At 54.7% G+C, this 19,584-nt stretch carries 20 protein-coding genes; 8 read left to right on the forward strand and 12 right to left on the reverse strand.

The features are described 5' to 3' along the window. Nucleotides 1-93: 93 nt before the first annotated feature. The gene (gene mepM / locus ACQ0PY_RS13705; protein ID WP_043000363.1) at nt 94-1,416 is read right to left on the reverse strand and encodes a murein DD-endopeptidase MepM; all 1,323 of its coding nucleotides are present in this window, start codon (nt 1,414-1,416) and stop codon (nt 94-96) included. A gap of 15 nt (nt 1,417-1,431) precedes the next feature. Next, nucleotides 1,432-2,376, reverse strand: coding sequence for a zinc ABC transporter substrate-binding protein ZnuA (gene znuA / locus ACQ0PY_RS13710; protein ID WP_150547144.1), 945 nt, complete (start codon nt 2,374-2,376; stop codon nt 1,432-1,434). Nucleotides 2,377-2,454: 78 nt separating this feature from the next. Between znuA and znuC the strand changes: the two genes are divergently transcribed. Together znuC and znuB are read left to right on the forward strand one after the other, a co-directional pair. After that, complete coding sequence (znuC, locus tag ACQ0PY_RS13715) at nt 2,455-3,210, forward strand: zinc ABC transporter ATP-binding protein ZnuC (protein ID WP_044257630.1); 756 nt, start codon at nt 2,455-2,457, stop codon at nt 3,208-3,210. Continuing rightward, a complete protein-coding gene (gene znuB / locus ACQ0PY_RS13720; protein ID WP_044257629.1) occupies nt 3,207-3,992 on the forward strand; it encodes a zinc ABC transporter permease subunit ZnuB in 786 nt (261 codons plus the stop codon). The genes znuC and znuB overlap by 4 nt, the downstream gene beginning before the upstream one ends. An 86-nt stretch (nt 3,993-4,078) precedes the next feature. Here znuB and ruvB read toward each other — a convergent pair whose 3' ends face one another. The 6 genes from ruvB to aspS all read right to left on the reverse strand — a co-directional run bounded on the left by ruvB (nt 4,079) and on the right by aspS (nt 9,457). After that, a complete protein-coding gene (ruvB, locus tag ACQ0PY_RS13725) occupies nt 4,079-5,089 on the reverse strand; it encodes a Holliday junction branch migration DNA helicase RuvB (RefSeq protein WP_043000359.1) in 1,011 nt (336 codons plus the stop codon). A gap of 8 nt (nt 5,090-5,097) precedes the next feature. After that, nucleotides 5,098-5,709, reverse strand: coding sequence for a Holliday junction branch migration protein RuvA (gene ruvA / locus ACQ0PY_RS13730; protein ID WP_043000358.1), 612 nt, complete (start codon nt 5,707-5,709; stop codon nt 5,098-5,100). Between the two features lie 77 nt (nt 5,710-5,786). Then, on the reverse strand, nt 5,787-6,308 hold the full coding sequence (ruvC, locus tag ACQ0PY_RS13735; RefSeq protein ID WP_000022509.1) for a crossover junction endodeoxyribonuclease RuvC: 522 nt from the start codon (nt 6,306-6,308) through the stop codon (nt 5,787-5,789). Between the two features lie 34 nt (nt 6,309-6,342). Next, nucleotides 6,343-7,086, reverse strand: a complete 744-nt coding sequence (locus ACQ0PY_RS13740) for a YebC/PmpR family DNA-binding transcriptional regulator (protein ID WP_043000357.1) — start codon at nt 7,084-7,086, stop codon at nt 6,343-6,345. A 28-nt stretch (nt 7,087-7,114) separates the two neighbouring features. Then, nucleotides 7,115-7,567 (reverse strand): dihydroneopterin triphosphate diphosphatase, encoded by a 453-nt coding sequence (gene nudB / locus ACQ0PY_RS13745; protein ID WP_043001901.1) that lies wholly within the window; start codon nt 7,565-7,567, stop codon nt 7,115-7,117. 117 nt (nt 7,568-7,684) lie between these two features. Further along, a complete protein-coding gene (gene aspS, locus ACQ0PY_RS13750) occupies nt 7,685-9,457 on the reverse strand; it encodes an aspartate--tRNA ligase (protein ID WP_109740324.1) in 1,773 nt (590 codons plus the stop codon). 265 nt (nt 9,458-9,722) lie between these two features. On the opposite strand from aspS, the gene ACQ0PY_RS13755 reads away from it, so the two are divergent. The 5 genes from ACQ0PY_RS13755 to cmoB are packed head-to-tail and all read left to right on the forward strand — an operon-like array spanning nt 9,723 to nt 13,300. Further along, entirely contained in the window at nt 9,723-10,289 is a 567-nt protein-coding gene (locus ACQ0PY_RS13755; RefSeq protein WP_044264778.1) for a hydrolase, read from the forward strand. After that, nucleotides 10,286-11,104, forward strand: coding sequence for a DUF72 domain-containing protein (locus ACQ0PY_RS13760; protein WP_044264780.1), 819 nt, complete (start codon nt 10,286-10,288; stop codon nt 11,102-11,104). The genes ACQ0PY_RS13755 and ACQ0PY_RS13760 overlap by 4 nt, the downstream gene beginning before the upstream one ends. A gap of 51 nt (nt 11,105-11,155) precedes the next feature. Next, nucleotides 11,156-11,551, forward strand: coding sequence for an MAPEG family protein (locus ACQ0PY_RS13765; protein WP_042318401.1), 396 nt, complete (start codon nt 11,156-11,158; stop codon nt 11,549-11,551). A 40-nt stretch (nt 11,552-11,591) separates the two neighbouring features. Further along, nucleotides 11,592-12,335 (forward strand): carboxy-S-adenosyl-L-methionine synthase CmoA, encoded by a 744-nt coding sequence (gene cmoA, locus ACQ0PY_RS13770; protein ID WP_043000353.1) that lies wholly within the window; start codon nt 11,592-11,594, stop codon nt 12,333-12,335. Continuing rightward, on the forward strand, nt 12,332-13,300 hold the full coding sequence (gene cmoB / locus ACQ0PY_RS13775) for a tRNA 5-methoxyuridine(34)/uridine 5-oxyacetic acid(34) synthase CmoB (RefSeq protein ID WP_044257625.1): 969 nt from the start codon (nt 12,332-12,334) through the stop codon (nt 13,298-13,300). Before cmoA ends, cmoB begins: the two co-directional genes overlap by 4 nt. A 182-nt stretch (nt 13,301-13,482) precedes the next feature. On the opposite strand, the gene cutC is transcribed toward cmoB, so the two are convergent. Together cutC and ACQ0PY_RS13785 are read right to left on the reverse strand one after the other, a co-directional pair. After that, entirely contained in the window at nt 13,483-14,229 is a 747-nt protein-coding gene (cutC, locus tag ACQ0PY_RS13780) for a copper homeostasis protein CutC (protein ID WP_043000351.1), read from the reverse strand. A gap of 2 nt (nt 14,230-14,231) precedes the next feature. Continuing rightward, nucleotides 14,232-14,801 carry a VOC family protein gene (locus ACQ0PY_RS13785; protein WP_044257624.1) on the reverse strand — a complete coding sequence of 190 codons (570 nt, stop codon included), beginning with the start codon at nt 14,799-14,801 and terminating at the stop codon, nt 14,232-14,234. Between the two features lie 238 nt (nt 14,802-15,039). Here ACQ0PY_RS13785 and argS point away from each other — a divergent pair, with 238 nt between their 5' ends. Continuing rightward, on the forward strand, nt 15,040-16,773 hold the full coding sequence (gene argS / locus ACQ0PY_RS13790; RefSeq protein WP_044257623.1) for an arginine--tRNA ligase: 1,734 nt from the start codon (nt 15,040-15,042) through the stop codon (nt 16,771-16,773). 47 nt (nt 16,774-16,820) lie between these two features. On the opposite strand, the gene bglB is transcribed toward argS, so the two are convergent. Together bglB and ACQ0PY_RS13800 are read right to left on the reverse strand one after the other, a co-directional pair. After that, a complete protein-coding gene (bglB, locus tag ACQ0PY_RS13795) occupies nt 16,821-17,960 on the reverse strand; it encodes a beta-galactosidase BglB (protein ID WP_054176297.1) in 1,140 nt (379 codons plus the stop codon). A 4-nt stretch (nt 17,961-17,964) separates the two neighbouring features. Then, a complete protein-coding gene (locus ACQ0PY_RS13800; protein WP_043000347.1) occupies nt 17,965-19,548 on the reverse strand; it encodes an MFS transporter in 1,584 nt (527 codons plus the stop codon). Nucleotides 19,549-19,584 lie beyond the last annotated feature (36 nt).

Raw genomic sequence — 19,584 nt, forward strand, 5'->3', positions numbered from 1 at the left:
TAAATCTGATGATAGTGTAGCGGCGCACCCTGCCGCGCACAAAATAAAAAAGCCGGCACACGCGCTGCGTACCGGCTTTGAGGTCATGAGTGATTAATCGAAGCGTAACTGCGGCAGAACCTCTTTGACCTGCGCCAGGTAATCGGTACGATCTTTACCGGTCAGTCCTTCGGTACGCGGCAGTTTCGCCGTCAGCGGGTTAACCGCCTGCTGGTTAATCCAGACTTCATAGTGAAGATGCGGGCCAGTAGAACGTCCGGTGTTACCGGAGAGTGCGATACGATCGCCACGTTTAACCTTTTGTCCCGGTTTCACCAGCAGTTTACGCAGGTGCATATAGCGCGTGGTATAGGTACGACCGTGACGCACCGCCACATAATAGCCAGCCGCACCGCTGCGTTTCGCCACGACGACTTCACCGTCACCCACGGACAGCACCGGCGTCCCCTGCGGCATCGCGAAGTCCACGCCTCTGTGCGGCGCGACACGTCCGGTAACCGGGTTGGTTCGACGCGGGTTGAAGTTAGACGAAATGCGGAACTGTTTCGCCGTCGGGAAACGCAGGAAGCCTTTCGCCAGCCCGGTACCATTGCGGTCGTAGAACTTACCGTCTTCGGCACGGATAGCGTAATAATCTTTACCTTCTGAACGCAAACGCACGCCCAACAACTGGCTCTGCTCACGCTTGCCGTCCAGCATTTCACGAGACATCAGCACAGAGAACTCATCGCCTTTTTTCAGTTTGCGGAAGTCCATCTGCCACTGCATCGCTTTGATCACCGCGCTAATTTCAGCGCTGGTCAGCCCGGCAGCTTTCGCACTGGCGACAAAGCTGTTGCCAACGGTGCCTTTCATCAGGCTGTTTACCCAATCGCCCTGCTGCGTTTCCGCGCTCATTTTAAAGCCGTTCGCCGCAGTACGGTCATAGGTACGGGTTTCGCGACGTGACATTTCCCACGTCAGACGCTGTAAATCGCCGTCCGCGGTCAGCGTCCAGGAGAGCTGTTGACCAATCTTCAGATTACGCAGCTCTTTATCGGACGCGGCAAGCTGGGTGATATCACCCATATCAATGCCGTACTGATTCAGAATGCTGCTGAGGGTATCGCCCGTCGAAACGACATATTCATGAACGCCCGCTTCTCCCGAGGTTTTGTCGTCCAGCTCATCCTGAGGAATGGCTTCATCTTCTTGTGCCGCCTGATCGATAGGCTCGCTGGCCTCCGGGAGCAGTGAACGAATTTCGCTCTTCTCCAGTTCGATCGTTTTAACAATGGGGGCAGATTCCGGGTGATAAACGTAAGGCCGCCAGACAGCAACGGCCAGTGTCAGAACAGTAAGCGACCCCAGCATAACGCGATGGGGTCTGGGCAGATTATTAAATGCCAGGGCGACAGAGCGGGCTATCTGTTGCACGTATTCACTTCCTCATTAATCTCCTTTCAGGCAGCTCGCATACTGGTTCGCTAGTTGGTTCAAGAACGCTGAATAGCTCGTTTTACCCAGTTTGATGTTTGTCCCGAGGGGATCCAACGTTCCCATTCGAACGGATGTCCCTCTCGCAACGGCTTCAACGACCGCTGGCCTGAACTGTGGCTCAGCAAAAACGCAGGTTGCTTTTTGCTCAACCAACTGTGTTCTTATTTCATGTAAACGCTGCGCACCAGGTTGTATCTCAGGGTTGACGGTGAAGTGACCCAATGGAGTGAGTCCGTAGTGTTTTTCGTAATAGCCATAGGCGTCATGAAAAACGAAATACCCTTTGCCCTTGAGCGGTGCGAGCTCGTTACCGACCTGCTTATCGGTTGCGGCTAATTGTGCCTCAAAATCCTTCAGGTTGGCGTCAAGTTTGGCTCGACTTTGCGGCATAAGTTCCACTAATTTTTCATGGATTGCAACCGCTGAGGCCCGCGCTATCTCTGGGGAGAGCCAAAGATGCATGTTGTAATCACCATGATGGTGATGTGCGTCACCTTTTTCGCCGTGGTCATGATCGTGGTCGTGCTCATCACCATCATCGTCAGCCCCTTTCATGAGCAACGGTTTCACGTCTTTGAGTTGCGCAATCGTTACCTGTTTAGCGGCGGGAATGTTGCTGACGGACTTTTCCATGAACGCTTCCATTTCCGGCCCAATCCAGACAACTAAGTCCGCGCCCTGTAAGCGTTTTACGTCAGATGGACGTAGTGAATAATCATGCTCGGATGCCCCATCCGGAAGTAAGACTTGGGTCTCCGTGACGCCATCAGCAATGGCAGAAGCAATGAACCCTAATGGCTTGAGAGAAGCGACAACGGCGGCATTTGCCGCCTGTGTTGCACTGCCCCAAAGAGCGGCGGATAATGCAGCGAAAAGAAGCGTATTTTTATGTAACATAATGCGACCAATCATCGTAATGAATGTGAGAAATGTGATATTATAACATTCTATAACTTCTGCAAGACTAAAATTGACATGACGACTTTGGTTTCACTGGAAAATGTCTCGGTCTCTTTCGGCCAGCGCCGCGTCCTTTCTGACGTTTCGCTTGAACTGAGACCCGGAAAAATTTTAACGCTACTCGGCCCAAATGGCGCCGGGAAGTCAACGCTGGTTCGCGTCGTTCTCGGACTGGTCGCCCCGGATGAAGGGGTGATCACGCGTAATGGTAAGCTGCGAATTGGCTACGTTCCGCAGAAATTGTATCTCGATACCACCCTGCCGCTTACCGTCAGTCGTTTCTTACGCCTGCGCCCCGGTACGAAGAAAGATGACATCCTGCCGGCCCTGAAACGTGTACAGGCCGGGCATCTGATTGACGCGCCGATGCAAAAGCTCTCCGGCGGCGAGACGCAGCGCGTCCTGTTAGCGCGCGCGCTCCTCAATCAGCCACAGCTTCTGGTGCTTGACGAACCCACTCAGGGCGTAGATGTCAACGGCCAGGTCGCGCTGTACGACCTTATCGATCAGTTACGTCGTGAGCTGGATTGCGCCGTGCTGATGGTGTCCCATGACCTGCATCTGGTGATGGCAAAAACCGACGAAGTGTTGTGTCTGAATCATCACATTTGCTGTTCAGGTACTCCTGAAATCGTTTCCATGCACCCGGAATTTATCTCGATGTTCGGCCCTCGCGGCGCGGAGCAACTGGGAATTTACCGTCATCATCATAATCACCGCCACGACCTGCAGGGTCGTATTGTATTGCGCCGGGGAAATGGTCAATCATGATTGAATTATTACTGCCTGGCTGGTTAGCCGGGATCATGCTGGCCTGTGCGGCGGGTCCACTGGGTTCATTCGTCGTCTGGCGTCGGATGTCTTATTTTGGTGATACGCTGGCACATGCGTCGCTGCTCGGCGTCGCTTTTGGCCTGTTGTTGGATGTGAACCCTTTCTATGCGGTCATTGCCGTGACGCTAATGCTGGCGACAGGCCTGGTCTGGCTGGAGAAGCGCCCTCACCTTGCCATCGATACGCTGCTTGGCATTATGGCGCACAGTGCGCTGTCGCTGGGCCTGGTCGTGGTCAGCCTGATGTCGAATATTCGCGTGGATCTGATGGCTTACCTGTTTGGCGATCTGCTGGCGGTTACGCCGGACGATTTGATCTCTATCGCCATGGGCGTGGTGATCGTGCTGGCGATCCTCTTCTGGCAATGGCGCAATCTGCTGTCAATGACCATCAGCCCCGATCTGGCATTTGTTGACGGGGTGAAACTGCAGCGCGTGAAGCTTTTACTGATGCTGGTGACAGCATTAACCATTGGCGTGGCGATGAAGTTCGTCGGGGCGCTGATCATCACCTCGTTGCTGATTATCCCGGCAGCTACGGCGCGTCGTTTTGCGCGGACGCCGGAACAGATGGCTGGCGTTGCAGTAGGAACTGGAATGATAGCGGTTACAGGTGGGCTGACCTTCTCGGCCTTCTACGATACCCCTGCGGGCCCATCAGTGGTGCTGTGCGCCGCACTGCTGTTTATCTTCAGCATGATGAAGAAGCAGGCAAGCTGACGGGTATGTTGCCGGATGGCAACGCTAACGCGTCTTATCCGGCCTACGTGATTTTGTAGGCCGGATAAGCGCAGCACCATCAGGCATTAAGGCATTTCCGGTGGCGTAATGCCAAAGTGGTTCCAGGCGCGTACTGTCGCCATTCTTCCGCGCGGCGTGCGCTGCAAAAAACCTTGCTGAATCAGATACGGCTCCAGCACATCTTCAATGGTTTCACGCTCTTCACCGATGGCTGCCGCCAGGTTATCCAGCCCGACCGGCCCACCAAAGAATTTGTCGATCACCGCCAGCAGCAGCTTGCGGTCCATGTAATCAAACCCTTCCGCATCCACGTTCAACATATCCAGCGCCTTAGCAGCTATATCGGCGGAAATGGTGCCATCATGCTTCACTTCGGCAAAATCCCGTACGCGCCGCAGTAGCCGGTTGGCGATACGCGGCGTACCGCGTGCGCGACGCGCCACTTCCAGCGCCCCTTCCTCGCTCATCTCCAGCCCCATAAAGCGCGCGCTGCGCCCAACGATATGCTGGAGATCCGGCACCTGATAAAACTCCAGACGCTGCACAATGCCAAAGCGATCGCGCAGAGGAGAGGTCAGTGAACCCGCGCGAGTCGTTGCGCCAATCAGGGTAAACGGCGGCAAATCGATTTTAATTGAACGCGCCGCCGGCCCTTCGCCGATCATAATATCCAGCTGATAATCTTCCATCGCTGGATAGAGCACCTCTTCCACCACCGGCGACAGTCGATGGATCTCATCGATAAACAGTACGTCGTGCGGCTCAAGGTTGGTCAGCATCGCAGCCAGATCGCCCGCTTTTTCCAGCACCGGGCCGGAAGTGGTACGCAGATTGACGCCCATTTCATTGGCAACGATATTGGCAAGCGTGGTTTTCCCCAGTCCGGGAGGACCAAAAATCAGCAGGTGGTCGAGCGCATCACCCCGCAGTTTTGCCGCCTGGATGAAAATCTCCATCTGCGAACGCACCTGAGGTTGACCGATATACTCTTCGAGTAATTTCGGGCGAATGGCGCGATCGGCGACATCTTCTGTGAGTGCGGCACCTGCCGAAATCAGGCGATCTGCTTCTATCATCCTTTACCTCATAACGCGGCGCGCAGGGCTTCGCGGATCAGTGTTTCACTGCTGGCATCCGGGCGAGCGATTTTGCTCACCATGCGGCTGGCTTCCTGTGGTTTATAGCCCAGCGCCACCAGCGCCGCAACCGCTTCCTGTTCGGCATCGTCCGTCGCCGGGCTCGCTGGCGAGGTCAGCACCAGATCGGCGGCTGGCGTAAAGAGATCGCCATGCAGACCCTTGAAACGGTCCTTCATTTCGACAATCAGTCGTTCAGCCGTTTTTTTGCCAATACCAGGCAGCTTGACCAGCGCGCCCAGTTCTTCGCGTTCGACAGCATTGACGAACTGCTGTGCGGACATCCCGGAGAGGATCGCCAGCGCCAGTTTAGGCCCGACGCCGTTGGTTTTGATGAGTTCTTTAAACAACGTACGCTCTTGCTTATTGTTAAAACCGTACAGCAGCTGCGCGTCTTCGCGAACCACGAAGTGGGTAAAGACAACGGCTTCTTTTCCGGATTCCGGGAGCTCATAAAAACAGGTCATGGGCATATGCACTTCATAGCCGACGCCGCCCACTTCGAGTAACACCAGCGGGGGTTGTTTTTCCAGAATGATGCCTCTGAGTCTGCCTATCACGTTACGCTCCTGCGTTGGGCCGAAAGTAAAGCTGTATCATAAAAAAAGGCTGGATAGATATCCAGCCTCATTTGTCATTATCGCAAGCGACCTCGGGCAAGATTGAGGCGTGATTCGCTCATTTGCATCGCATTCTGACTAACATGGCAGTGCGTAATGGCGATGGCCAGCGCATCTGCCGCATCCGCCTGCGGATTAGCGGGCAGTTTCAGCAAGGTTCGCACCATGTGCTGCACCTGACTTTTCTCTGCGCTACCAATGCCAACCACCGTCTGCTTGACCTGACGTGCCGCGTACTCAAATACCGGCAGTTCCTGGTTGACCGCCGCCACAATCGCTACCCCGCGCGCCTGCCCCAGTTTGAGCGCAGAATCGGCGTTCTTCGCCATAAACACCTGCTCGATGGCAAAGTAGTCGGGCTGAAACTGGGTGATGATTTCCGTCACGCCGGCATAAATCAGCTTCAGGCGTGACGGAAGATCGTCGACTTTGGTACGAATGCAGCCGCTGCCGAGATACGTCAGTTGTCTACCGACCTGACGTATCACGCCGTAACCGGTGATGCGGGAGCCCGGATCAATACCGAGAATGATGGACATCACGCGCCTCCGGTTGTAACGGGATTAAGCCCCATCATTCTAATGTAGCGGCAACCTCATCAGAGATTTCACCGTTGTGATAAACTTCCTGCACGTCGTCACAATCTTCCAGCATGTCGATCAGACGCATCAGTTTCGGTGCGGTTTCCGCATCCATTTCCGCTTTGGTCGACGGGATCATAGAGACTTCTGAACTATCGGCTTTCAGACCGGCGGCTTCCAGTGCGTCACGCACTTTACCCATCTCTTCCCATGCCGTGTAGACATCAATCGCGCCATCATCGAAGGTCACCACGTCTTCCGCACCCGCTTCCAGTGCCGCTTCCATAATGGCGTCTTCATCCCCTTTCTCGAAAGAGATGACGCCTTTTTTGCTGAACAGATAGGAAACAGAACCATCCGTGCCCAGGTTACCCCCGGTTTTGCTGAAGGCGTGACGCACTTCGGCAACGGTACGGTTACGGTTGTCAGACAGACATTCAATCATCACGGCAGTGCCGCCAGGACCATAACCTTCATAGATGATGGTTTCCATGTTCGCATCATCATCACCACCCACGCCGCGGGCGATTGCACGGTTCAGCGTGTCACGGGTCATGTTGTTAGCCAGCGCTTTGTCGATAGCCGCACGCAGACGCGGGTTCGCATCCGGATCGCCGCCGCCCAGTTTGGCTGCTGTCACCAGCTCACGAATAATCTTGGTGAAGATTTTGCCGCGCTTCGCATCCTGCGCCGCTTTACGGTGTCTGGTGTTGGCCCATTTACTATGACCTGCCATAAATATTTCCTCAAAAAAGCACGCCCTCTCAGGCGATGTTAATCACAAATTCTTCAATCGCCTGCCGGTTGCTCCATGACTTGGTGAGCGCCGCCGCAGCTGGCGCATCAAGCCACTGGTAGGCCAGATGTTCGCTAAAAACGATCTGACGCTCGTGCGGCAGCGCAAGGCAGAACCAGGATTCTGTATTGCGCAACACACCCGGTGCATAGCGATGACGTAAATGAGAAAAAATCTCGAACTCCACCGTGCGCTGACAGTCAATTAAGGTCAGTTGCTCAACCGCAACGTCAATGGCGACCTCTTCCTTTACTTCGCGCATGGCGGCCTGCGACGCGGTCTCTCCCTCTTCCACACTGCCGGTAACCGACTGCCAGAATTCAGGATCGTCGCGTCGCTGTAACATCAACACCCGTTTCGAGTCCTGCGCGTAGATAACGACCAGAACCGAAACGGGACGCTTATACACTTTATCCTTCACGCTATCTCGTTGTTGGCTGCCTTCGCTCATCCCATTCATAGTGTTAGCTATGATCATGGGAACTCACTCCGTTGCCGCCGCGAGGTAGCGCGAATGATTTCGTGTATATCAGCCATATCAGTTTTTCTCTTCCTTCTTCACCACGTCGATACCCAGTTCAGCCAGTGCTGCCGGGTTCGCGATGCTCGGCGCTTCGGTCATCAGACACGCCGCAGCGGTGGTTTTCGGGAAGGCGATTACGTCACGAATATTATCGGTGCCGGTCAGCAGCATGGTCAAACGGTCAAGACCGAATGCCAGACCCGCGTGCGGCGGCGTACCGTATTTCAGTGCGTCGAGCAGGAAGCCAAACTTCTCACGCTGTTCCTGTTCATTGATGCCCAGAATGCCAAACACGGTCTGCTGCATTTCACCGCTGTGAATACGCACGGAACCACCACCGACTTCGTAGCCGTTGATCACCATATCGTAGGCATTCGCCACCGCGTCTTCCGGCGCCGCTTTCAGTTCTGCAGCCGTCATGTCTTTCGGTGAGGTGAACGGGTGGTGCATCGCGGTCAGGCCGCCTTCGCCGTCGTCTTCAAACATCGGGAAGTCGATGACCCACAGCGGCGCCCATTTCGTTTCGTCAGTCAGACCCAGGTCTTTACCCAGTTTCAGACGCAGCGCGCCCAGCGCGTCGGCCACGACCTTCTTGTTGTCCGCACCGAAGAAAATCATATCGCCGTCCTGCGCGCCAGTGCGCTCAAGGATGGCTTCCACGATTTCCGCATTGAGGAATTTCGCCACCGGGCTGTTGATACCTTCCAGACCTTTCGCTCGCTCGATGACTTTGATATAAGCCAGACCTTTCGCGCCGTAGATCTTAATGAAGTTACCATAGTCGTCGATCTGCTTACGACTTAAGCTCGCCCCGCCTGGTACACGCAGCGCAGCAACGCGACCTTTCGGATCGTTCGCCGGACCAGAGAACACGGCAAACTCAACGGCCTTCAGCAGGTCGGCAACGTCCACCAGTTCCATCGGGTTACGCAGGTCCGGTTTGTCAGAACCGTAACGACGCTCGGCTTCAGCAAAAGTCATGACCGGGAAGTCACCCAGTTCCACACCTTTCACCTCATTCCACAGGTTACGCACCAGCGCTTCCATCACTTCACGTACCTGTTCGGCGGTCATGAAGGAGGTTTCCACATCGATCTGGGTAAATTCAGGCTGACGGTCAGCACGCAGGTCTTCGTCGCGGAAGCATTTGACGATCTGGTAGTAACGGTCAAAGCCGGACATCATCAGCAGTTGTTTAAACAGCTGAGGTGACTGCGGCAGCGCGTAAAATTTGCCTTTGTGTACACGCGAAGGAACCAGATAGTCACGCGCGCCTTCCGGCGTGGCTTTGGTCAGCATTGGGGTTTCGATATCGAGGAAACCGTGGTCGTCCATAAAGCGACGTACCAGGCTTGTGATCTTCGCGCGGGTTTTCAGGCGTTGCGCCATTTCCGGGCGACGCAGATCCAGATAACGGTATTTCAGACGCGCTTCTTCGGTGTTCACGTGGTTAGAGTCAAGCGGCAGTGATTCTGCACGGTTGATGATCGTCAGCGAAGAGGCCAGCACTTCGATTTCGCCAGTCGCCATTTCGCTGTTAACGTTTTTCTCGTCACGCGCATGCACGGTGCCCGTCACCTGGATGCAGAACTCATTACGCAGTTCAGAGGCCAGCTTTAACGCGTCCGCACGATCCGGATCGAAAAACACCTGCACGATACCTTCGCGATCGCGCATGTCGATGAAGATCAGACTACCAAGATCACGACGACGGTTGACCCAACCACACAGAGTCACCTGCTGCCCCACGTGGGACAGACGCAACTGTCCGCAATATTCTGTACGCATGAGATATCCCTTAATTAGCCGCAGGCGGATTGTCGCCTGTCTTGCAGGCCACGATGTCGCAGCTTTAACTGTATGTCACAACTGAATGAAAAAAGGCGGCTATTATACTGGAAATTCCGCCGCACGATAAGCCCGGTACTGACTGTACGCCTGTTTCCTGGACGGGCATTGCGTATTCTCACAAAAAATAACAAAAATTGTCGCTCGTTACACACCCAATCGCGATTAAGGTGTAACGGAATTTCGATTCTTGACGGGAGTTATCATGTTACAACTGAACGCAAAAACGACCGCCCTGGTCATTATCGACCTGCAGGAAGGGATCCTGCCCTTCGCCGGCGGCCCTCATTCTGCCAATGACGTGGTGGCGCGCGCTGCCCGGCTGGCACAGACGTTTCGTGCTAACGGCTCCCCGGTGGTAATGGTCCGCGTGGGCTGGTCTGATGATTACGCCGAAGCGCTCAAACAACCCGTAGATGCACAGGCACCAGCCAACGCGCTGCCGGAAAACTGGTGGACCTATCCGCTTGCGCTGGGCAAAGACGACAGCGATCTGGAAGTGACCAAGCGCCAGTGGGGCGCATTCTATGGCACGGATCTTGAGCTTCAGTTACGCCGCCGCGGTATCGACACCATCGTACTGTGCGGGATTTCGACCAATATCGGCGTCGAGTCCACTGCGCGTAACGCCTGGGAGCTGGGTTTTAGCCTGGTGATTGCCGAAGACGCCTGTAGTGCCGCCAGCGCCGACCAGCATAAGAACAGCCTGACGCACATCTTCCCTCGTATTGCGCGGGTGCGCAGCACAGAAGAGATCATCAACGCCTTATGATCTACATTGGCCTGCCGCAATGGTCGCACCCAAAATGGGTGCGTCTTGGCATCACCGGTCTTGAAGAGTACGCCCGCCACTTTAACTGTGTGGAAGGCAACACCACGCTGTATGCGCTACCAAAAGCGGAGATTGTGGCACGCTGGTACGCACAAACGACGGATGCGTTTCGTTTCTGTTTTAAATTTCCAGCGACCATTTCCCATCAGGCAGCTCTGCGCAATTGCGATGATCTGCTGCACGAATTCCTGACCCGAATGTCGCCGCTGGAAAGCCGCATCGGTCAGTACTGGCTGCAATTGCCCGCCACCTTTGGCCCACGTGATCTCCCTGCGCTCTGGCATTTTCTCGATGCCCTGCCACAGATGTTTACCTACGGCGTCGAAGTCCGTCATCCTGAATTTTTAGCTAAAGGCGACGCTGAACAGCAGTTCAATAGCGGATTGCATCGGCGCGGAGTGAATCGGGTTATCCTCGACAGTCGTCCAGTACACGCGGCCCATGCGCATAATGAAGCCATCCGCGACGCCCAGCGCAAGAAGCCGAAACTGCCGGTACATGCAGTAGTGACCGCGAACCATCCACTGGTGCGCTTTATCGGCAGCGATGATATGCGACAAAACCGGGCGTTCTTTGCCGACTGGCTAAAAAAATTACCGCTCTGGGAACAGACCACCACACCGTATCTCTTTTTGCATACCCCGGATATCGCGCAGGCTCCGGAACTGGTCGATACCCTGTGGCAGGACTTGCGAGATGTTTTACCGGATATCGGAACTGCTCCGTCCATTCCACAGCAATCTTCTCTTTTCTGAAATTGCCACCTATCATAGACAGTGCCATCAGCCATTTTAAAGGGAGTTTGTATGGTAAGCGCGCTGTATGCCGTTTTGGGTGCGTTGTTGTTGATGAAGTTTTCTTTTGACGTTGTCCGCCTGCGGATGCAATACCGCGTTGCCTATGGTGACGGCGGCTTCAGTGAACTCCAGACAGCCATCCGCATTCATGGTAATGCGGTGGAATATATTCCCGTCGCGTTAGTGCTGCTGCTGTTTATGGAAATGAACGGCGCAGAAACCTGGATGGTGCATATTTGCGGCATTATTCTGCTCGTGGGTCGGCTGATGCATTATTACGGTTTCCATCACCGTCTGTTCCGCTGGCGTCGCTCCGGCATGAGCGCCACCTGGTGTGCATTGTTACTGATGGTGCTGGCGAACCTTTGGTATATGCCGTGGGAGTTGGTTTTCTCCCTGCATTAGCGCACAATACGCCACTTTATTTTTCCCGGATTTTTACGTTATGTCTCACCGCGACACGCTTTTTTCTGCGCCCATCGCCAGCCTGGGCGACTGGACCTTCGATGAACGGGTAGCCGAAGTCTTCCCGGATATGATCCAGCGTTCTGTTCCCGGCTATTCCAATATTATTTCGATGATTGGCATGCTTGCCGAGCGCTTTGTGCAGCCGGATACGCAGGTCTACGATCTGGGTTGTTCGCTGGGTGCGGCGACGCTCTCGGTGCGTCGCAATATCCATCATGAAAACTGCAAAATTATCGCCGTTGATAACTCCCCGGCGATGATCGAACGCTGCCGCCGTCATATCGATGCTTACAAGGCACCCACGCCAGTTGAGGTTGTGGAAGGCGACATCCGCGCCATCACCATTGAGAACGCCTCAATGGTGGTACTTAATTTTACCCTGCAATTCCTTGAGCCGCCGGAGCGCCAGGCGTTGTTGGATAAGATTTATCAGGGGCTGAATCCGGGCGGCGCGCTGGTGCTGTCGGAAAAATTCAGCTTCGAAGATGCGAAAGTGGGCGAACTGCTGTTCAACATGCACCACGACTTCAAGCGAGCCAACGGCTACAGCGAACTGGAAATCAGCCAGAAGCGCAGCATGCTGGAAAACGTGATGCTGACCGATTCAGTTGAAACCCATAAAGCCCGCCTGCGTCAGGCCGGTTTTGAGCACAGCGAACTGTGGTTCCAGTGCTTTAACTTTGGCTCACTGGTGGCATTGAAAGCTGAGGCAAGCGCATGATCGACTTTGGTAACTTCTATCAGCTGATTGCCAAAAATCATCTTGCCCACTGGCTGGAAACGCTGCCCGCGCAGATTGCCGCCTGGCAGCGCGATCAGCACGGTCTGTTTAAGCAGTGGTCAAACGCGGTGGAATTTCTGCCGGAACTGACGCCGTACCGTCTGGATTTATTACACAGCGTGACGGCGGAAAGTGAAGCGCCGCTGAGCCCGGGGCAGATCAAGCGTATCGACACCCTGATGCGAAATCTGATGCCATGGCGTAAAGGGCCATACTCGCTGTATGGCGTGAACATTGATACTGAATGGCGTTCTGACTGGAAATGGGATCGCGTACTGCCGCATCTGTCGGATCTGACCGGTCGCACGATTCTGGATGTGGGTTGCGGCAGCGGCTACCATATGTGGCGCATGATTGGCGCGGGTGCGCATCTGGCTGTTGGTATTGACCCGACGCAACTGTTCCTGTGCCAGTTTGAAGCGGTGCGAAAGCTGCTGGGGAACGATCAGCGTGCGCATCTGCTGCCGCTGGGTATAGAACAACTTCCGGCGCTGAATGCGTTTGATACCGTCTTTTCGATGGGCGTGCTTTACCATCGCCGCTCCCCGCTGGAGCATCTCTGGCAGTTGAAAGATCAACTGCTGAAAGACGGCGAACTGGTGCTGGAAACGCTGGTGGTGGAAGGCGATGAAAATACTGTGCTGGTGCCGGGCGATCGCTACGCGCAGATGCGCAACGTCTATTTCATCCCTTCCGCGCTGGCGCTGAAAAACTGGCTGGAGAAATGCGGCTTCGTTGATGTTCGCATCGCGGATGTCTGCGTGACGACGACCGAAGAGCAGCGCCGTACCGAATGGATGGTCACCGAATCGCTGGCCGATTTCCTCGACCCGAACGATCACAGCAAAACGGTCGAAGGCTACCCCGCTCCATTACGTGCCGTATTAATTGCGCGTAAGCCGTGATGTTGTGGGTGTAGGCCGGATAAGGCAGTAGTCGCATCCGGCATTTTGCCGGGGGCGCTTCGCGTGCCCGGCCTACAACGTCATTCATCAGCGAAATTTAGCGTAAAAAAAGGCCCCTGTTGAATGGGCAGGGGCCTGGTACGAGCAAGCATCATATTGGGCGACATGATGCAACGGTAAAATCATTTGGCCTGATGGCGAACAATGATTCCTTTCATTTCAGCAACCGACTTGCCGTCTACCGCATAGCGGGAATATTCATCCGCTTGCTTATCTGTCGACATTGACAGACCCTGATTGCGATAGCGCATAGGTGAAACCAGCAAGGTTCCGGCGGAACTGTGTACTTCCCGTACTCCGGCATCCAGGAAACGCGGCAGATTTTCTGCGCGAACCCCCGCTCCGGCCATAATGATTGGAGCACCGGGGTGAGCAATAAGTTCAATAATATTTGCTAAACCTTGCACTGCATCGGATTTCTGCCCCGACGTCAGCACTCTGGCGACACCCAGTTCCGCAAGATTATGTAGTGCATTTAACGGATTAGCACACATATCGAACGCGCGGTGAAAGGTCACAGCCAGAGGGCCTGCCGCGTCCATAATCTGCCGCATGCGTGGCATGTCGACATGACCGTCAGGATCAAGAATGCCTGTCACCAGTCCGGGAAAACCCAGTTCACGCACGGTCCGTACATCGTCCAGCATCGCCGCGAACTCACCGTCGGTATAACAAAAATCTCCACCGCGCGGCCGGATGATCGGATGTACCGGAATCGTCACCGCCTGACGAACCGAGCGCAGCACGCCCAGTGATGGCGTTAAGCCCCCTTCTTTTGGCGCGGCGCACAGTTCAATGCGGTCCGCACCGTTTTGCTGCGCCGTAAGCGCGCACTCCATGCTGTAACAACAGATTTCCAGCAATGTCATATTCACTCCTGTTGCTGTTCGCTGGCGACGATTGCCTCAATCGACCACGGGTGGAATTTGACGGTGACCTTCCCGTCAGTGACCGCCAGCGTCGGGTTCGGCAGACGTTCGTGTTCCCCTTTCGGTGAACTGGTTTTCACAAAAATGCCCGGCTGGCTCAGTCCGTCATCCGAAAGCAGCGCTAATGCGCGGGCATTCAGGGTTTCAGGAGCGCCAGGCAGGACAATCTCAATGTGTTCCCACCCTTCATGAGGATACCGCTTTTCCCCGGGCCACGGCAGTTCCACAATGCTCAAGCGCCAGTGCGCGACGCACACCGGCTCATGCAGTTTGAACAGACAAATTGGTCGCCCGTTGATGGTATTTTCCGACAGCAGCTCGCCGCATTGTTCAAATCCTCGACGCCAGCGTTCAGCAGTGGCGTTCTGATGACAACGCAGAGAAATGTGATCGGCCTCAAGCGGTGCAACATCCAGACCGAGGCGAGTGGAAAGTTCTGTGAACGCCTGAGTGAATCGCGGTAAATCTGCGGAAATATCATGCAGTTCGTCAATGGTCTGCCAGTTCGCCATAATAAGAGCTCTTATCGGTGTTCAAAGCCGCTAATTTACTCCGTTGACCTCCCGCAACCAACCGTAGATTGCAGGATTTGCGGTATGCATGCTTATGCACTCCTTTAACGCTTATTTTCTGTACGCGCTTACGGCTGCGCAGTGCTGACGCAGGGGGGCATTTGCAGTATACTCCCGCCCTTAATTCTTAAACTGGTGCGGTAAACATCAACCCGCTTCATCAACGTAAGGTATTCCGGTGAATATTCAGGCTCTTCTCTCAGAAAAAGTCAGTCAGGCCATGATTGCTGCAGGCGCGCCTGCAGATTGCGAACCGCAGGTTCGTCAGTCAGCAAAAGTACAGTTCGGCGACTATCAGGCCAATGGCATGATGGCAGTTGCTAAAAAACTGGGTATGGCTCCACGACAACTGGCTGAGCAGGTGCTGACTCATCTGGATCTGAACGGTATCGCCAGCAAAGTTGAAATCGCGGGCCCTGGCTTTATCAATATCTTCCTCGACCCGGCATTCCTGGCGGAACATGTGGAACAGGCGTTGACCTCCGATCGTCTCGGCGTGACTAAACCGGCGAAACAGACGGTAGTTGTCGATTACTCCGCGCCAAACGTGGCGAAAGAGATGCACGTCGGCCACCTGCGCTCCACCATTATCGGTGACGCCGCCGTGCGTACCCTTGAGTTCCTCGGCCACCACGTTATTCGCGCCAACCACGTCGGCGACTGGGGCACTCAGTTCGGCATGCTGATCGCGTATCTGGAAAAACAGCAGCAGGAAAACGCCGGTGAAATGGCGCTGGCGGATCTCGAAGGTTTCTATCGTGAAGCCAAAAAACATTACGACGAAGATGAAGCCTTCGCCGAGCGCGCCCGTAGCTACGTGGTAAAACTGCAGGGTGGCGACGAATACTTCCTGCAGATGTGGCGCAAACTGGTCGACATCACCATGTCCCAGAATCAGATCACCTATGACCGTTTGAATGTAACCCTGACCCGCGACGATGTGATGGGCGAAAGCCTGTACAACCCGATGCTGCCGGGGATCGTGGCCGATCTGAAAGCCAAGGGTCTGGCCGTCGAAAGCGAAGGCGCCACCGTCGTATTCCTTGATGAGTATAAAAACAAGGAAGGCGAACCGATGGGGGTCATCATTCAGAAGAAAGATGGCGGCTATTTGTACACTACCACCGATATTGCCTGCGCCAAGTACCGTTATGAAACATTGCATGCCGATCGCGTGCTCTATTACATCGACTCCCGTCAGCACCAGCACCTGATGCAAGCGTGGACCATCGTGCGTAAAGCCGGTTACGTGCCTGACGCCGTGCCGCTGGAACATCACATGTTCGGCATGATGCTGGGCAAAGACGGTAAGCCGTTCAAAACGCGCGCAGGCGGTACGGTGAAACTGGCAGACCTGCTGGACGAAGCGCTGGAACGCGCCCGTCGTCTGGTGAGCGAGAAGAACCCGGACATGCCGGCAGACGAACTGGAAAAACTGGCCAACGCCGTCGGGATTGGCGCGGTGAAATACGCCGATTTGTCCAAAAACCGCACCACCGACTACATCTTCGACTGGGATAACATGCTGGCCTTCGAAGGCAATACCGCGCCTTACATGCAGTATGCCTACACTCGTGTGCTGTCGGTATTCCGTAAATCCGGTCTGGATGAAAATGATCTGGCGAACGCGAAGGTACAGCTCAGCGAAGATCGCGAAGCGCAGCTGGCTGCCCGTCTGCTGCAGTTTGAAGAAACGCTAACCGTTGTTGCGCGTGAAGGGACGCCGCACGTAATGTGTGCCTACCTGTATGACGTCGCCGGTCTGTTCTCAGGCTTCTACGAACACTGCCCAATCCTGAGCGCAGAAAACGAAGAAGTTCGTAACAGCCGCCTGAAACTGGCGCTGCTGACGGCGAAAACGTTGAAGCTCGGTCTGGATACTCTGGGTATCGAAACCGTAGAACGCATGTAAGCGATAAACAGAACCCGGCAAATGCCGGGTTTTGTTTTTTCAGGCTATCAGAAATACTTCCGCAAATACTCCGTCAGACACAGCATCGCCATCGCCTGGCCATAGGGCATGGAAGTCAGCGGAATCGCCCGGTAGAAGTCGAGATCGTGGCCCATGCCCGTACCGAAAGACGTTTGCAGCAACTCCCCTTGCGGTGAAATGTTCCGCACAATTCCACGAATCGCTTTTTCCGCCACCTCGGCATAGTCCGCACTGACATAACGCTTGCGCACCGCTTTTAAAATTCCGTAGGCAAATCCTGCGGTAGCGGAGGCTTCCAGGTAGGAGTGCGGATCGTCAAGCAGCGTGTGCCACAACCCGCTTTCATCCTGACAGTTCGCCAGCGCAGCAATCTGCGCATTCAGCACCTGTACCAGATAGCGGCGCACGGCGTTATTTTCTGGCAGGTCCACCAGTTCGAGGAAGTCCGGGATCACAATGGTCAGCCAGCTATTGCCGCGTGCCCAACGGGCACTGGCAAAGTTATGATGCCCGTCGTAATTCCAGCCGTGGAACCACAGGCCAGTCTCCCGGTCCATCAGATTCTGTACGTGCAGCAAAAACTGATAGGTCGCCTCTTCCACATATTCAGGACGCTTAAGCAACTTACCGATTTTCGCCAGTGGCAGCACCGTCATCATCAGGGTGTCATCCCACATTTGCTGATGGTTCTCTTCCGCCAGCGTGATGTGCTGCATACCACCGTGATCGGTGCGCGGCATCTCATACATCGCCCATTCCGCCCATGCGTCAAGCCACGGCAGATAAGCGGGATTACGCGTCTCCTCGTAGCGATACGCCAGAGTCAGAAATGGTGCCATCGTGTTGACGTTTTTGGTGGTGGTCCCTTCGGCAAAACGGTCAGCAAACCAGTTGTCGATGATGTCGCGTATCGTTTCGTCGCCGGTCTGCTGGTAGTACTGGTACATCCCGTACAGCCCAACGCCGTGCGTCCATTCCCATCCTGCCCAGCCTTTGGTGTCTATCACACGTCCGTCGTCCAGGCGCAGCAGAAATTGACCCGTCTCGTCCTTAATGTTCACCAGATTGGTCGTCACCGTCTGAATTAACGCTTTCAGCGCTTCCCGTGAGATAAACCGTTCCGGCTGACGCAGTAACGAGCTATGTTTGACAGGCCAAACCTTCATATCTTTACCCTCTGTGATAAGTCGAATTCCATATCGCAGCCTGCTTCAGTGAAGGAGCCGCGGGTTTATTACGATTCAGGTAACCAATATTGTTGTTACCCCAAAGTGATTCATACGGCAGCCCGGCAAGCATCTCGACGGTGGCGCGTGCCTGTGGGGTAATACTTTCCGGCATTGTGCGACCGGATTCGCGCATTTTCACCGTCTCTTCACGCAGCGTGCTGTGGGTCTGCAAATTCAGTTTAAAGCGCAGGGAGACCAGGAAACCGCAGGCCAGCACCAGCAGCGTACCGCAACTGAGAATCAACAGAATGGTATGGCTGACCGCTTCAGGCTGCGTGCTCTGCCCTGAAACAAAGCCCGACATTTGCATGACAATCCCAACCAGCATCACCGCCCCTGCCTGCGACGCTTTACGCGTCAGGGTCATGATCCCGGCGAAGATCCCTTCGCGGCGCTGACCGGTAATGACTTCATCGACATCCGCAATGTAAGTGTAAGTGTTCCACGGAACGTAGTTGATACCGCCGCGGCCCAGCCCAGCCACCGCAGAAACCAGCAGCAACAGAGAGTAGATGTCGCTCAATCCCGCGTAGTAAAGCACCGCGTAAGAGAGCGAGCTCAGACCGAACAACACCACGACCATTCGATAGGACGGCGCGGGCCCAAAACGGATGCACAACGGGATCATGGCAATAACCGCAATGAACTGGAAAATCGCCATCGTACCGAGCAAATTCGACGCCATTGACGCTTCCTGCATCAGGACAAACACCACATAGTAGGTAAAGACGGCGTTGAACACGTCCTGCGCGATGTAACCGCCGAGATACATCCCCAGATGTTGACGGAAAATCTTAATCCGCAGTGTGGAACTCAACTCTACGAACAGGCGGTTCATGCTCTGGCTGAACGTCAGGCTCTTTTTCTCTTCTTCCGCCCGCAGCGCCGCTTCCGTCCACTCTTCACGCGGGCGTTCCCAGGTAAAGAACCAGACAAAAGTCAGCATCAGTGCGCACAGCACTGAGAACACCAGGCTTGCATAAAAGAAGGAGATGGGGTTGTCCTTGCCGAAGGCGGTTAACAAAATGCCGGGCAGGAAAGAGGCCAGAATGGCGGACATTTGCGCCATTCCGATACGCGCACCGGAAAACTTGGTTTTCTGTTTGAAATCATCGGTCATCTCCGGCACCAGCGTTTCGTAAGGCACCAGAATCATGGTATAGACGATATCAAACAGCAGATAGGTCAGCAGGTAATACCAGAATCCCATGTCCCCTACCCACATCAGTGAATAGCTGAATACACATGGGATCCCCAGCAAGATAAAGAATTTACGCCGACCAAAGCGTTTACCGAGCCAGGTGGAACCGAAGTTATCGGTCAAAAAGCCCATCAGCGGACTGACGACAGCATCAAGCACCCTTGCAGCCGCAAAGATGAAGGTCGCTTCGATAGGAGAAAGCCCGCAGAACGTCGTATAGAAATAGAGCAGCCAGGCTGCCGTGAGCGCCGTGGTGCCTGCTCCCAGAAAATCGCCTGAACCATAGGCGAAATAATTCACCAATCCAATTTTACGTGTTTTCATTGCCGTTAACCCTGCAAATGGTTGGGGGACTCCCGG

This window comes from Citrobacter sp. LST-B2 (assembly GCF_057983045.1).